Raw genomic sequence first — 15,383 nt, 5'->3', positions numbered from 1 at the left:
TTTTTATGATTAGAAAAGTAGGAATTATCGCTGCAGCCTTGTCACTAGCCTTGTCTGGTGCAAGCGCGATGGCTAAAGTGTCTGAAGCAGACGCAAACAAACTGGGTAATGATTTAACACCATTAGGTGCGGTTAAAGCAGGAAATGCAGACGGCAGTATTCCAGCATGGACTGGCGGTATTACTACTGCACCTTCAGGTTATACCGTGGGTGACCATCACCCTGATCCATATCCAGATGATAAAGTGCTGTTTGAAATTACGGCTCAAAACTACAAAGAGTACGCAGAATTTTTATCAGAAGGTCAGAAGAAGCTATTTGAAGCGTACCCTGAAACGTTCCGCATGCCGGTTTACCCAACACGCCGTTCTGCGTCAAATCCACAAGCGATTTATGATGCTACTAAGGTAAATGCGACACGCGCCGAACTGCTAGATGACGGTAATGGTATTAAAGGCGCGGTTTTGGGTATTCCTTTCCCAATCCCTCAAAACGGTCTTGAGGCAATTTGGAACCACATCCTTCGCTATCGTGGCGAAGCGGTTCAGCGCAACGGTGGCCAAGCGGCGGTTACTACCGGCGGTGACTACAACGTTATTGGTTTTGACGAGCAGTTATTAATTAAGTACGCAGAAGAAGATGCTACACCGGAGAAGCTAACAGAAGACAACATTTTGTTCATGTTTAAGCAAAAGGTGACTAAGCCCGCTCGCTTGGCGGGAACTGCACTACTTGTTCATGAAACAGTAGATCAGGTCAAAGAGCCGCGTAAAGCATGGACTTACAACACTGGACAGCGTCGTGTTCGTCTCGCGCCAAATATCGCGTATGACACGCCAGGAACAGCAGCCGACGGTCTTCGTACTACCGATGATTTTGATATGTTTAACGGTTCTCCAAACCGTTATGACTGGAAACTTGTTGGCAAGCAGGAAATGTTTGTTGCCTATAACAACTATGCACTTCATTCAGATAATGCCTCATATGAGGATATTTTGAAGCCAAATCACGTTAATCCAGATTTAACACGCTGGGAAAAGCACCGTGTTTGGGTAGTTGAAGCGACGCTAAAAGAAGGGTTCCGACATATTTATCAAAAACGCGTATTCTTCATCGATGAAGATAGCTGGCAAATTCAAGTTGCTGATATGTATGATAATCGTGGCGAACTGTATCGCGTTGGTGTAGCTTATGGTGTGAACTATTATGAAGTACCAACACAATGGTCGACGCTTGACGCGTATTACGACTTAAACTCTCGACGTTACTTGGCCATTGGCTTAGACAACGAAGAAGAGATGTATGACTTCACCGTACGCCCTAGAGACGTGGAATTCACGCCTCAAGCGTTACGACGAGAAGGTATGCGCTAATCGCCTTACACAACAAACGGTTGGCAAATGCCAACCGTTTTTGTATGCAGACAATTATAAATAGGGGGAATGGTTAATTATGAAAAAAACCATTGCAGCGTGCATTGCCGCCACTTTCGCAGTTAATTACTCTACAACTGCAATCGCCGAAGAAGCATTCATGGCACCATTGGTTGAGCAATCGGTTCTTTTGGACATAGACGCTGATACATTTGTCGTTATTGTCGGTGAACGCGGTCACGTGTTAGTTTCAGAGGATGGTGAGGCATTTACTCAAAAAGCCGTACCAACACAATCAACGCTTACAGCGACAACTGTTGTAGGCGACAATATTTGGGCAGTGGGCCACGACGCTGTCATTCTTCATTCTTCAGATAAAGGCGAGACGTGGGAAATACAAAATTTCCAACCTGACCTTCAGCGCCCATTTCTAGACGTTTTATTTTTCAACGAAAAGCAGGGGATTGCTACAGGTGCCTATGGCTTGTTCTATCGAACCTTAGACGGTGGAAAAACGTGGACGGCAGAACGTCATGCCAGTCTGCTTGACCCAATGGATCAAGAATATCTTGAAGATATTCGAAAAGAAGATGAAGACTTCTATCAGCAAGAACTTGAATCTATTTTACCCCACTTAAACAGAATTACCCTTGATGGTTATACGCTTTACCTAGCAGGCGAAGCCGGGCTACTAGCCAAAAGTACCAATATGGGAGAATCATGGGAACGGTATTACGTCGACTATACAGGATCGTTTTTCGATATTAAGCCGCTTGATGAAAATACCGTTCTAGCGGTTGGCCTTCGCGGAAATATATTTGTTAACAGAAACGAAGGTGAGTGGGAATACGTACAAACTTGCTCCACCAGCACACTAAATTCAATTCTAATTGGCTCTGAATCGAAGGTTTATGCTTTGGGTAACAACGGGATGATGGTAAGCGCACAGCGACCTTTACCCACCAGTATGCGAGACCCCTATGCAAACCTTTCAGATTGCGAAGCTGATGAAGGCATTGTCGTTTCACAAATTAAAGACAAAGCCGCGCTTCTTAATGCAACACAGTTTAAAGGTAAGAATATTGCCGTTACTGCGAATGGCATTAAAACGTTGAATTTAAAATAGGGCAGTATAAAAACAATGACCCATTTTCTTGAAAAATTAGTATTCGGAAACCGTAAAATTGTCGTAGCCTTGTTTGCTATAGCCACAGTTTTCCTTGGTTACCAAGCTTCACAAATGCGCTTAGACGCAGGTTTTGAAAAGAACATACCGCTAAATCACGAATACATGAAAACGTACATTGAGCACCGCCAAGATTTTGGTGGCGCTAACAATATATTAGTTTCTGTGTGTGATAAAAACGATAACATCTATAATCAAAACTTCTTCGATACATTAAAGAATGTTCACGACCAACTCTTCTTTATTAATGGGGTGAACCGTTCGTTAGTTATTTCGCTTTTCTCTCCTTCAACCCGCTTTACTGAAATTGTAGAAGGCGGCTTTGCAGGCGGACCGGTCATTCCTGCCGACTTTAATTCTGCGAGCCCAGAAGCATTAGAGTTGGTGGCAGCTAACGTAGAAAAGGCAAACATCGTCGGAAGACAAGTATCCAGTGATTACAGCTGCGCAATGGTAACAGCGCAATTGCTCGATATTGACCCGCAAACTGGCGAGCCTCTCAATACATTGGCATTAGCGGCAGAGCTTGAAGAGCAGCTTCGCGGTCAATATGAAAACGAAAATACGTCTATTCATATAATTGGCTTTGCGAAAATGATTGGCGATGTGGCCGACGGTGCAAAAGACGTGCTGATCTTTTTCGCCATTGCTATCGCGATTACTGCCGTAATGGTGTATTTCTTCTCGCGCAGCATCATGCTTACGTTATTGCCATTAGTATGCTCAATCATTGCCGTTATCTGGCAGCTAGGCCTGCTTACTTCAATTGGCTTTGGTATGGACCCTATGTCAATACTGGTGCCATTTTTGGTATTTGCCATTGGTGTGAGCCACGGCGTACAAATGATTAACGCGGTAGAAAAACAAGCAGTAACCGGTATTGGTGCTAAACGGGCATCTACGGCGGCATTTAGAAACTTGCTGGTTCCAGGCGGAATTGCATTGTTATCTGATACGGTTGGCTTTATGACGTTATTGGTAATCGATATCGGCATTATTCGCGAGTTGGCGATTACGGCAAGTATGGGTGTAGCGGTAATCATTCTTACCAACTTGTTGCTGCTGCCTGTGCTGATGAGCTTCTTAAAACTTGACCAGAAATATGTCGAAAAATTCGCGGGTAAAGAAAACGCTAATTCGAAATTCTGGGAAGTCATTGCAGCTTGTTCACGTAAAAAGCCTGCGGCAATAATTCTTATCGTTACTGCTATCCTATTCGTGTTTGGTCATTTCCAAGCTCAGAATATGAAGATAGGGGACTTACATGCGGGTGCACCTGCGCTTCATGAAACCTCACGCTACAATCAGGACACTTTCCTGATTACCGATAAGTACGAAGTAACGGTAGATTACATTTCTATTTTGGTTGAAACCACACCAGAAGCTTGTACGTCACACAGCGTGATGAAGGCCATGGACGACTTCCAGTGGAAAATGGAAAATGTTCAAGGCGTTCAATCGGCGGTTTCGTTGGCATCTGTAGCAAAAATTGTTAACGCAGGTTACAACGAAGGCAACGTTAAGTGGCAGGTACTCCCTCGTAACCAGCAAACATTGGTGCAGGCAATTTCTCGCGTTCCAACGTCGTCTGGTTTACTTAACGGCGACTGCTCGGTCATGCCAATTATTCTGTTTATGGAAGACCACAAAGCAGAAACGATCTCTCGCGTAGTTGAAGCGGTGAAAGCGTATCGCGATGAATATCAAACCGATGATATGAAGTTCAGTCTTGCTTCTGGACCTGTAGGCGTGATGGCCGCAACTAATGAAGCGGTTAGTGCAGCGCAAGACCCTATGATGCTTTATGTATTTGGCGCCGTTATTGCGTTGTGTCTAATTAGCTTCCGCTCGGTGCGTGCTACGTTAGTTGTTGTTATTCCGCTGTATGTGGTGTCTGTACTGGCGCAAGCCCTAATGACATACCTTCAAATTGGCCTCACCGTTTCTACATTACCAGTTATCGCACTTGGCGTGGGTATAGGTGTAGACTATGGTATTTATATACTCTCTACCAAGAGCTTGATGCTGAAGAAAGGCGCTACCGTGCAAGAAGCATATTTCGCTGCCTTAAAAGAACGTGGAAGTGCTGTACTATTTACCGGTATTACGCTGGCAATAGGCGTGAGCACATGGGTGTTCTCTTCGCTTAAGTTCCAAATGGATATGGGCATTTTGCTTACATTTATGTTCGTCGTGAACATGCTTGGAGCAATAATTGTACTGCCTGCACTAGCAAGATTCCTATGGTGGAACAAGAATGACCCTGATGCATAAAATATTTTTGCATAGCTAAGCATTAAAAAGGGCCTTTAGGCCCTTTTTTTTGGGTGTTTTCTGCATACTTATCTATGCTGTTAATATAAGGTTAAAAATGGGCTTTCATTAGCGTCATTTATTAGGGAAAATAGTTAGGTACTCGGCACTTATACCAAGCTGGATTGGTATTACGACATTCAAAAAAGGTTAACAAATGACAGTCACCTCACAGCGACACTCAGTACTGCTAGACAATGTATTTGCACTTATCGACAAAAAAGTAGATACAAAGCAGAAGTCTCTTGTGCAGCAATTCGGACGTCTGTTGTATAAAAATATTTCAAGCGATGACCTAGAAAATCGCAACGACAGCGACCTTTACGGTGCAACACTTAGTTTATGGAATGGCTTGGCGAAGTTTGAGCATACGTCGCCATACATACGCGTATTTAACCCGGAAATTGCCAAACACGGCTGGCACTCAAGCCACACAATTGTTGAGATTATTGTGTCGGATATGCCATTTTTGGTTGACTCGGTGCGCATGTTGCTAAATCGTTTGAACATCACCGCACATTTATTCCTTCACAGCCCAATTGGCATTAAGCGCGACAAAGCGAACAAAGTTGAAGCGTTTGCTGAGCCAGGTCAATCGCTTGAAGGTGCGAAAAAAGAAACGGTCATCTTTATCGAAATCGATAGACAAACATCGAAAAAAGACATCGATGCTCTAACACAAGAACTGCACTCTGTCGTTGATGAAGTTTCTTTGGCAGTTCAAGACTGGCAAGGCATGACAAATACCTTGCAAGACGTAATTAAAAACAATGCTAAATTTAACTGGCCAGTATCTGCAGAAGCCAAAAAGCAAACTAAAGCTTACTTAGAATGGCTAGGCGATCACAACTTCACAATGATGGGTTACCGTTATTATGACGTTAAAGCTATTGAAGGGGACCATAGATGGATCCCTCAAAACGACACCAGTTTGGGTTTGCTTAAAAACTCAGTAAACGACCGTGAGCGTTTGTTGTCTCGCTTGCCTGCATCAGCCCGTGCGGAAGCGCTTAGCAAAAACCCATTGATTCTGACCAAAACAAATTCACGCGCGCGAGTACACCGTCCTGCATATATGGACTATGTAGGCGTGAAGGTGTTTAACAAAGAAGGTCAGGTTGTTGGTGAGCACCGCTTTTTAGGTCTGTATTCTGCCTCTTTCTATAACAACAGCGTAACTCAGCTTCCGATTTTACGTGAAAAAATCAAACGTATTTGTGAGCTATCTGGCTTCGAGCCTGGAACTCACGCATACAAAGCGTTTGCAAATATTATAGAAACCTACCCACGAGATGAGTTGCTACAAACGCCAGCAGAAGAACTAGCGCAAATTGTGATGGGTATTTTTCAAATGCAAGAGCGTGGAATTTCACGTTTATTCATTCGAAAAGACATTTTTGGCCGCTTTTTCTCGTGCATGGTCTTTGTGCCAAGAGAGCGCTATAACACCCAGTTACGCAAAGAAACCCAAGCGCTACTTAAAGCGTCATTGGGCGCAACCGAAGAAGTGGAATTTACTACGTTCTTCTCAGAGTCTGTATATGCCCGTACGCATTACATTGCTAGAGTCAACGACAACAACGCGGAATTCGATGTGAAGGAAATAGAGCAAAACATTATTGAGTTGACCAAAACCTGGAATGACAGACTCGCGTCAGCTATTTCAGCGGCACACGGTGAGGCTTCGGGTAAAGCGTTGGAACGCAAATACAACAATGCTTTCTCTCGCAGCTATATGGAGCATAACCTACCGTCAGCAGCGCTTGTAGATATTGGCAAACTAGAGATGTTAGACGACAGCCACACACTGGATATGTTGTTCTATCGTCCACAAGAAGAAGACGCTGACAGCCAAGTAGTTAAGCTTAAGCTTTTCCACCGTGCCGAGCCTATCCATTTGTCTGACGTGTTACCGATGCTTGAGAATTTTGGGTTACGCGTAATCGATGAAAGCCCTTATAAAGTCACGTGTTCAGAAGGTGAACGTAACTGGGTCATGGACTTCACCATGTTACACAAAAGTGGTCAGCACTTTGACATGGAAAACGCCCAGATTCTCTTTCAAGATGCCTTCGCCAAAGTGTGGTATAAGACACTAGAAGACGACGCGTTTAACCGTCTTATCCTTGGCGCGAATATGACTGGCCGTAAAGTTACGGTACTCCGTGCTTATGCTAAATACATGCGCCAGACCGGCAGTTCTTTCAGCCGTGACTACATCGCAAACACACTAGCTAACTATCCAGACATTGCTCGTTTACTCGTAGACTTTTTCGACCAGCGTTTTAATCCTAAGAAAAAGCGCAATGAGAAAAAAGAGGAAGGTATTCTTGAGACTATTAAGGAACAGTTAGACAACGTTAGTAACTTGGATGATGACCGAATTATTCGTCGTTATCTGGATATGATGTCTGCAACGTTACGTACAAACTTCTATCAGGCAGACGATGCCGGCAATGAGAAATCATATGTATCATTTAAGATGATGCCGGAACTCATTCCTGACATGCCATTACCACTGCCTAAATTTGAAATTTTTGTTTACAGTCCTCGTGTTGAAGGTGTGCACTTGCGTGGCGGCAAAGTTGCCCGCGGCGGTCTTCGTTGGTCTGATAGACAAGAAGACTTCAGAACAGAAGTACTCGGCCTAGTAAAAGCGCAACAAGTTAAAAACACGGTGATCGTTCCGGTTGGTGCAAAAGGTGGTTTCGTTTGTAAGAACCTACCTGTAGGCGAAGGTCGCGCAGCTATTCAGGCTGAAGGCCAAGCATGCTACCGCACTTTCATCACCAGCTTGTTAGATATTACTGACAACATTGTAAATGGTGAAATTGTTCCTCCTAAGGATGTCGTTCGCCTTGATGATGACGACCCTTATTTAGTTGTTGCTGCAGATAAAGGCACCGCCACATTCTCTGATATCGCAAACGGTATTGCGGAAGAGTTTGGGTTTTGGCTGGGCGATGCATTTGCATCTGGCGGTAGTATTGGATATGACCATAAGAAAATGGGTATTACTGCACGCGGCGGATGGGAGTCGGTTAAACGTCATTTCAGAGAAATTGGTATCGACTGCCAGACCACTGACTTTACCGCTGTTGGTGTGGGTGACATGGCAGGTGACGTATTCGGTAACGGTATGTTGCTATCAGAGCATACGCGACTAATCGCTGCGTTTAACCATTTACATATTTTCTTTGATCCAAGCCCAGATGCAGCAGCAAGTTATAAAGAGCGTCAACGCCTGTTTGAGAACCCAAGCCTAAGCTGGGAAGACTATGACAGTAAGCTGATTTCAAAAGGCGGTGGCGTATTTAGCCGCGCGTCTAAATCTATCAAGCTTTCACCTGAAATGAAAAAGTGGTTAGGTACGCGTCAACTAACCATGACGCCTAATGAGCTAATTCACAATATATTGAAAATGCCAGTTGACCTACTGTGGAACGGTGGTATCGGTACGTATATTAAGAGCAAGAAAGAATCTCACTCAGACGTAGGTGACCGTGCTAATGACGACTTACGCGTCAATGGTCGTGACGTACAAGCTAAAATTGTGGGCGAGGGCGGTAACTTAGGTCTAACGCAGTTAGGTCGTATTGAGTATGCGTCTAACGGTGGCCGAGTTAACACTGACTTCATCGATAACGTAGGTGGTGTTGATTGCTCAGATAACGAAGTAAACATCAAAATCTTGCTTAACAGCCTAGTTAACGACGGTGAACTTACGCTTAAACAGCGTAATAAGTTGCTCTACGATATGACCGACGATGTAAGTCGAATTGTACTGAAAGACTGCTACCGTCAAACTCAGTCTATCTCTATTACTGAGTTAGCTGGCGTTAAGCAACTTAAAGAACAGCTTCGCTTTATCCACGGTCTTGAGCGTGAAGGTCAGCTAAACCGTGAATTGGAATTTATTCCAAGTGACGATGAGATTTCAGATCGCGTAGCCACGGATCAAGGTTTAACTCGCCCAGAGTTAAGCGTTTTGATTGCGTATGGCAAAATGGTACTTAAAGATGCGCTTAATATTCCGGAAATTACTGACAACCCTTACCACGGTAAGTTGTTAGTAGAAGCCTTCCCTAAAGTGCTCCGCGAAAAATTCGCAACACACATGCAACAGCATCCGCTTAGAAGCGAAATTATTGCGACTAAGTTAACCAACAATATGGTTAACGACATGGGCCTTAACTTCGTGTTTAGAATGCAGGAAGAAACTGGCGCAAGTGTGAGCGAAATTGCTGACGCATACGCAATTGTTCACGGTATCTTTAATATGAAGACGCTGTGGGAGCGCATCGAACAACTGGATAACGTTATTCCAGCTCAGCTACAGCTTAAAATGTTGGATGAAGCACGTAGAATTATGCGTCGCGCTTCGCGCTGGTATATTCGCCACGGTAATAAGACGCAATCCATTGAAGAAGCCATCGCGAGCTACCGTGGTACCTTCGATATTTTATCGAAGAACCTGCAAAACTACTTGGTTAAAAGCGAATTTACTCAGCTTGAAAACGCTACGCAGAAATACATTGATAAGGGTGTACCAGAAGACATCGCTTATCAGGTTGCAAGCTTCTCTAACATGTTCTCTAGCTTTGACCTTGCGCAAATCGTTGAAGCAGATAAGCACGATACCGATGTAGTCGCTAAGCTTTACTATCAGCTAGGTTCTCGTTTAGAACTTCACTGGTTCTTAGACCAGATAAACAACCAGGCGGTAAGCAACCACTGGCAAGCGTTAGCTCGCGCCTCGTATCGTGAAGAGTTAGATTGGCAGCAGCGTTCCATTGCAGCTAACCTGCTAGCTTCTCGCGAAGACGTAAGTAGTGCAGATCAAATTCTTGATGAGTGGATTGAAAGCAATCAGGTCCTACTTAAGCGCTGGTATCACATGATGTCTGAGTTTAAGACCAGTACAACGCACGAATTTGCGAAATTTTCTGTCGCTTTACGTGAATTGATGCTTTTAAGCGTGAAGTCTAACCATTAGAATACACGCACCTTAATGATTTAAGCCCTGTTTATCAGGGCTTTTTATTGGCCGACTGAACATTGCTGTACGTTTTTGCAGCATCGTTTGTAAAAGCAAACCCAATACAAGCGCAATATACGTTGATGATCAACAGGCCCTTAATTAGCGAGCGGTAATAATAACCATGCAATCTCTAGTGCAAAAATTCTTGCTTCAGTGTGAACCTGAAAAAAGTCACGATTTCACCATTAACTGGTTAAACAAGACCCAACATACACCGCTGAAATGGATGTACAGCACACCGACGATTAAAAAGCCCGTTACCGTTGCAGGCATGACCTTCGATAACCCCGTAGGACTTGCCGCTGGGCTTGATAAGAACGGCGATTGTATTGATGCGTTTGCCAGCATGGGATTTGGTTTTGTTGAGATAGGCACGGTAACGCCTCGTCCGCAGCCAGGAAACCCAAAACCTCGTTTATTCAGAATTCCGGAAAAGCACGCCATTATTAATCGCATGGGATTTAATAATAAAGGTGTTGATCATCTTGTCGAACAAGTGAAAAAGGCTCAGTTTAAAGGGCCTATTGGTATTAATATTGGTAAAAATAAAGATACCGAAGAAGCGAATGCGCTCGACGATTACCTGATTTGTTTAAACAAAGTTTATCCTTACGCAAGCTATGTCACTATTAACATTTCGTCACCAAATACACCTGGCCTAAGAAACCTTCAATACGGTGAAGCGCTCGATAAGCTGTTAGTTGGCCTAAAAGCAGCACAGGAAACGCTAACGCAAACTCACGGTAAATATGTGCCGCTGTTTATTAAAATAGCGCCAGATTTGAGCGATGTGGAAATTGACAGTATTGCTGCCTCGCTAATTAACAGCAAAATGGATGGCGTAATTGCTACTAATACTACACTTTTACGTGATGCCGTTGCCGGATTACAGCACGCTGAGGAAATGGGGGGTTTAAGTGGTTCAGTTATGACAGATATGAGCTTAGAAGTAACACGCAAGCTAAACAAAGCACTTGACCGCGCTATTCCTATTATTGGCGTTGGTGGTATTGACTCACCCGAAGCGGCACAAGCACGCTTGGACGCTGGCGCATCACTGGTGCAGGTCTACTCGGCTTTTATTTATCAAGGCCCATCGCTCGTTAAACGCATCGTAAACGCGTTATAATATACCCAAACCAATCTCTCGTGTACGTGCTTTTTCTTAAGCACGTACATCAAAAACAGGTACATGAATGAATACTATTCTGGTTACGACCAGTCGCGGTCTTGACGAACTATTAAAACAAGAAGTGCTACGCCTTTGCCCTGATGCGCAAGTTAAGCAAGGGCCTGGCACTATTCAGTTTGAAGGCTCAAAAGAGGATGCGTATAAACTTTGCTTATGGTCACGCTTAGCTAACCGCGTAGTTTGGGTGTTGGCATCAGGCAAAGCAGGCGATGCAGATGCACTGTATAATACGGCTATGGGTATTGACTGGCAAATGCAGATGGATTCACGTCATACCTTATCTGTACAGTTTATCGGCACAAACTTTGCCATAAAAAACACTCAATTTGGTGCGGTTCGTGTTAAGGACGCCATAGTAGATTCATTTGTAGAACAAGGCTTACCGCGCCCATCAGTAGAACGAAAGAGCCCTGATATTTCTGTGTATGCAAGACTACATCGCGATAATGTAATTTTAGGCATAGATTTAGCGGGGGCAAGTCTGCACCAACGCGCATACCGACAAGAAACCGGTGACGCGCCGCTTAAAGAGCATATCGCAAGCGCAATGCTAATGCGTAGTGGATGGACAGAGAATACCGATGTGCCATTGGTCGATTTGATGTGTGGCTCGGGCACCATCGCGATTGAGGCAGCCTACATCGCTCGCAATATTGCGCCAGGTATAAAGCGTATGTATTGGGGCTTTACTAAGTGGCTCGGCCACGAAGAGAAGCTTTGGGATGATTTGGTAGAACAAGCTATTTCCGTTCAGAAGCCTAGCTGCAGTGGTATTTACGCGGGTGATTTCAGCCGTAAAATGGTAGCAATTGCAAAAGCAAACGCTGATTTTGCTGGCGTATTTAACGATATTTCGTTCTCACAGCAAGACGCAACAAAATCTTCTCCTCCCGTTGCCACACCAGGCTACGTCGTTTCAAACCCTCCTTACGGAGAACGTTTGGGCGAGCTAACATCGTTAATACCGCTATTTAGTGATTGGGGTAAGCGTTTTAAAGAAGCCTGGAAGGGATGGCATGTGTCGCTTCTTAGCAGCAATCGTGATTTGCTTCGGGTTTTAAAGCTTCGCGCCACCAAAGACTATGCTATGAATAACGGTAAGCTGGAATGTCGTTTAGCGAATTATGTGTTGGATGAAGAAAACACGGTACAGTTTAGCGAGGACGCTAGCAACCACGAGTTTGCCAATCGTTTGAAGAAAAACCTCAAGCGCATGAAAGGCTGGATCAAGAACGCTAACACTAACTGTTACCGCATATACGATGCTGACCTGCCAGATTATAACGTTGCCGTAGATAGATATGGTGACTGGCTGGTCGTTCAAGAATACGCGCCGCCAAAAACGGTTTCTGAAGATAAAGCACGCAAGCGTCTGCAAGAAGTCTTGCTTCATTTGCCAGCAGTAACAGGTGTTTCACCAAAACAGATAGCGCTTAAAGTGCGTAGCCAACAAAAAGGTACAAAACAGTACGAGAAAATTAATCAGACTGGCGACATGATGGAAGTGTTTGAAAATGGCGCTCGTTTCCTGGTTAACCTTACTGACTACTTGGACACAGGCCTTTTCTTAGATCACCGTAATACCCGCCAAAAAGTGCAGGCGTTGTCCCAAGGTAAAGACGTTCTTAACTTGTTTTCATATACGGGTAGTGTGTCGGTATTCGCCGCTAAAGGTGGCGCAAAGTCTGTAACGACAGTGGATATGTCTAATACTTATTTAGAGTGGGCAAAGAAGAACGTAGCGCTGAACAAACTCACTGCGCCTCATGCTTTTATTCAAGCTGACTGCACCACTTGGTTAGGCACGCATAAAGGCAAATACGACTTAATTTTTATCGACCCACCTTCATTTTCGAATTCAAAGCGTATGCAAAATACGTGGGATGTGCAGCGCGACCACGTAAAAATGCTTACCGATGCTAAAGCGTGCTTAAAAGAGCAGGGGATCATCATCTTCTCTAACAACAAGCGTGGCTTTAAGCTAGATGAGACAGCCATGAGTGAACTGGGATTGTCAGTAGACAATATTACCAAAGACACTATTCCAGAAGATTTTGCACGTAAAGGCAACATCCATCAGTGCTGGGTGCTAGGCTCATGAAAATTTATTTTTACACCGGGCCCCAATGTAGCCTGTGCGACTTAGCCGATGTTGAGCTTCAACAAACGTCTATGTTTTCATCGCTTAATATAGAGAAGGTTAACATTCGCACTAGCACTGAGCTTTATCATTTGTACGGTGCAAGGATCCCCGTTTTGAAACGGGCAGATAATGAAAAAGAAATCGGCTGGCCTTTTAATACCGCCGATTTAGAGGAGTTTCTTCAGTGAGCATTTTGCAGTTAAAAAACATCACTGTTATTTATGGGAATCCGCCGCTGTTAGACCGTGTCGAACTGGTTGTACAGCCTAAAGAGCGCGTCTGCTTAGTAGGTCGCAACGGTAGTGGTAAATCAACGCTAATGAAAGTTATCGCTGGCGATATTATTGCCGACGATGGGCAGCGTATAATTGAAAATAATACGGTCATTGCGCGCTTAGAGCAGGACCCGCCTCAAACCACCGATGTGACGCTTTTTGACTATGTTGCCGAAGGCTTATCTGACGTAGGTGAAACACTGAAAGCCTACTTTCATCAAACCCGTATCGTTGGTGAAGATCCAAGCGAATCAAATTTAAATAAATTACAGCGACTACAAGAACAGTTAGAAGCCAGAGACGCGTGGCAGTTTGAACAGCAAATTGAACAGACGCTAACCATGCTAAAGCTAGACCCTGAGATATCGCTATCTACTCTTTCTGGGGGATGGCGTAGAAAAGCAGCGCTAGCTCGTGCGCTTGTTCGACAGCCGGATTTGCTCCTGTTAGACGAACCAACTAACCACCTTGATATTGAAATGATCCGCTGGCTTGAGTCCAGCTTGAGTAATTACCAAGGCGCAATTGTGTTTGTAAGCCACGACCGTGCATTTATACGTGCCATGGCTACGCGAATTATTGATCTAGACCGCGGCTCGGTTACGAGCTATCCGGGTAACTACGAAACTTATTTAGAAAAGAAGCAGCACGATTTAGAGGTTGAAGCTTCACAAAACGCTGAGTTTGATAAAAAACTAGCGCAAGAAGAGGTATGGATTCGTCAGGGCATTAAAGCCCGCCGTACCCGCAACGAAGGCCGAGTAAGAGCGCTGAAAAAACTACGCGAGGAGCGTAAAGCGAGAAGAGCGGTTCAGGGCAATGCGGTAGTCAATCAACACCAGGGCGCGCGCTCTGGAAAGATGGTGTTTGAAGTAAAAGACTTAAGCTATAGCATTGAAGGCAAGCCTATTGTTAAAGGGTTAAACCTGAATGTTTTGCGTGGAGACAAGCTTGCTCTCATTGGTCCAAATGGTAGCGGTAAAAGTACGCTTATCAAGCTTCTACTCGGCGAACTCCAGCCCGATAGCGGCAACTGCAAACAAGGCACTAACCTTGAAGTTGCTTACTTTGACCAGCACCGCCACGGACTGGATTTAGAAAAGTCTGTGATAGACGCGGTAGGCGACGGTAAACGCGATCTGATGGTAAATGGTCACCCACGCCATGTGATCAGCTACTTACAAGATTACTTATTTACGCCTGAACGCGTTAATGCCCCGGTTAAGTCGCTATCAGGTGGAGAGAAAAACCGCCTGTTGCTAGCAAAACTGATGCTTAAACCGAGCAACGTTTTGGTGCTGGATGAGCCTACCAATGACTTAGATGTTGAAACCTTGGAAATGCTCGAAACCTTACTCAACGAATATACCGGCACCGTGCTTTTAGTCAGTCACGATAGGGAATTTGTTGATAACGTAGCAAATAGTAGCGTGGTATTCGAAGGTAATGGAATGCTTCGCGAATTTATTGGGGGTTTCACTGACGTAGAAAACTGGTATAAAGAGCAACAGGAAAAACGTCAGCAAATCGAAAAGGAAGAAAAAGCCAAGGTAAAGAATGAAACTAATTCAGCTTCAGACAGTCCTAGTGCTAAGTCTTCTCCCCGTAAGACGAAAAAGCTATCATACAAAGACCAGCGTGAACTTGAGTCCTTGCCGAAAGAACTAGAGACACTTGAGGAAGAGCTTGAGGCTATGCAAGAAAAAGTGAACGACCCGGACTTTTTCAAACAAGACAGTGACATTACTGCCAAGGCGTTAGCCGAGTTGGCAGATAAAGAAGAATTACTTTCCCAGAAATATGCGCGCTGGGATGAACTAGAAAGTATGCTGGAAGATAATCAGCAGTAAATAGGATTTT

Annotated in this window: 8 protein-coding genes; all 8 read left to right on the top strand. The window is 44.4% G+C overall.

Going from position 1 to position 15,383, the window contains the following annotated elements:
* The first annotated feature begins 5 nt into the window (after positions 1-5).
* Complete coding sequence (locus NO989_RS09940) at positions 6-1,373, top strand: DUF1329 domain-containing protein (protein ID WP_321825475.1); 1,368 nt, start codon at positions 6-8, stop codon at positions 1,371-1,373.
* Between the two features lie 79 nt (positions 1,374-1,452).
* Entirely contained in the window at positions 1,453-2,499 is a 1,047-nt protein-coding gene (locus tag NO989_RS09935; RefSeq protein WP_371342460.1) for a WD40/YVTN/BNR-like repeat-containing protein, read from the top strand.
* Positions 2,500-2,514: 15 nt separating this feature from the next.
* A complete protein-coding gene (locus tag NO989_RS09930) occupies positions 2,515-4,833 on the top strand; it encodes an RND family transporter (protein WP_371342459.1) in 2,319 nt (772 codons plus the stop codon).
* Positions 4,834-5,029: 196 nt separating this feature from the next.
* Entirely contained in the window at positions 5,030-9,868 is a 4,839-nt protein-coding gene (locus tag NO989_RS09925) for an NAD-glutamate dehydrogenase (protein WP_371342458.1), read from the top strand.
* 166 nt (positions 9,869-10,034) lie between these two features.
* The gene (gene pyrD / locus NO989_RS09920; RefSeq protein WP_371342457.1) at positions 10,035-11,042 is read left to right on the top strand and encodes a quinone-dependent dihydroorotate dehydrogenase; all 1,008 of its coding nucleotides are present in this window, start codon (positions 10,035-10,037) and stop codon (positions 11,040-11,042) included.
* 67 nt (positions 11,043-11,109) lie between these two features.
* Positions 11,110-13,206 (top strand): bifunctional 23S rRNA (guanine(2069)-N(7))-methyltransferase RlmK/23S rRNA (guanine(2445)-N(2))-methyltransferase RlmL, encoded by a 2,097-nt coding sequence (rlmKL, locus tag NO989_RS09915; protein ID WP_371342456.1) that lies wholly within the window; start codon positions 11,110-11,112, stop codon positions 13,204-13,206.
* The gene (locus tag NO989_RS09910; RefSeq protein ID WP_014949555.1) at positions 13,203-13,436 is read left to right on the top strand and encodes a glutaredoxin family protein; all 234 of its coding nucleotides are present in this window, start codon (positions 13,203-13,205) and stop codon (positions 13,434-13,436) included. Before rlmKL ends, NO989_RS09910 begins: the two co-directional genes overlap by 4 nt.
* A complete protein-coding gene (locus tag NO989_RS09905) occupies positions 13,433-15,373 on the top strand; it encodes an ABC transporter ATP-binding protein (RefSeq protein WP_371342455.1) in 1,941 nt (646 codons plus the stop codon). Before NO989_RS09910 ends, NO989_RS09905 begins: the two co-directional genes overlap by 4 nt.
* Positions 15,374-15,383 lie beyond the last annotated feature (10 nt).

This window comes from Alteromonas sp. DY56-G5, from assembly GCF_041414725.1.
Taxonomy (GTDB): Bacteria; Pseudomonadota; Gammaproteobacteria; order Enterobacterales; family Alteromonadaceae; genus Alteromonas; species Alteromonas macleodii.
This window is presented reverse-complemented; position numbering and strand designations above follow the sequence as displayed.

What these genes read in the sequence shown, in the direction of transcription:
- NO989_RS09925 (WP_371342458.1), top strand. Translation starts at nt 5,030, where the DNA reads ATGACAGTCACCTCACAGCGACACTCAGTACTGCTAGACAATGTATTT.
- NO989_RS09910 (WP_014949555.1), top strand. Translation starts at nt 13,203, where the DNA reads ATGAAAATTTATTTTTACACCGGGCCCCAATGTAGCCTGTGCGACTTA.
- pyrD (WP_371342457.1), top strand. Translation starts at nt 10,035, where the DNA reads ATGCAATCTCTAGTGCAAAAATTCTTGCTTCAGTGTGAACCTGAAAAA.
- NO989_RS09930 (WP_371342459.1), top strand. Translation starts at nt 2,515, where the DNA reads ATGACCCATTTTCTTGAAAAATTAGTATTCGGAAACCGTAAAATTGTC.
- NO989_RS09940 (WP_321825475.1), top strand. Translation starts at nt 6, where the DNA reads ATGATTAGAAAAGTAGGAATTATCGCTGCAGCCTTGTCACTAGCCTTG.
- NO989_RS09935 (WP_371342460.1), top strand. Translation starts at nt 1,453, where the DNA reads ATGAAAAAAACCATTGCAGCGTGCATTGCCGCCACTTTCGCAGTTAAT.
- rlmKL (WP_371342456.1), top strand. Translation starts at nt 11,110, where the DNA reads ATGAATACTATTCTGGTTACGACCAGTCGCGGTCTTGACGAACTATTA.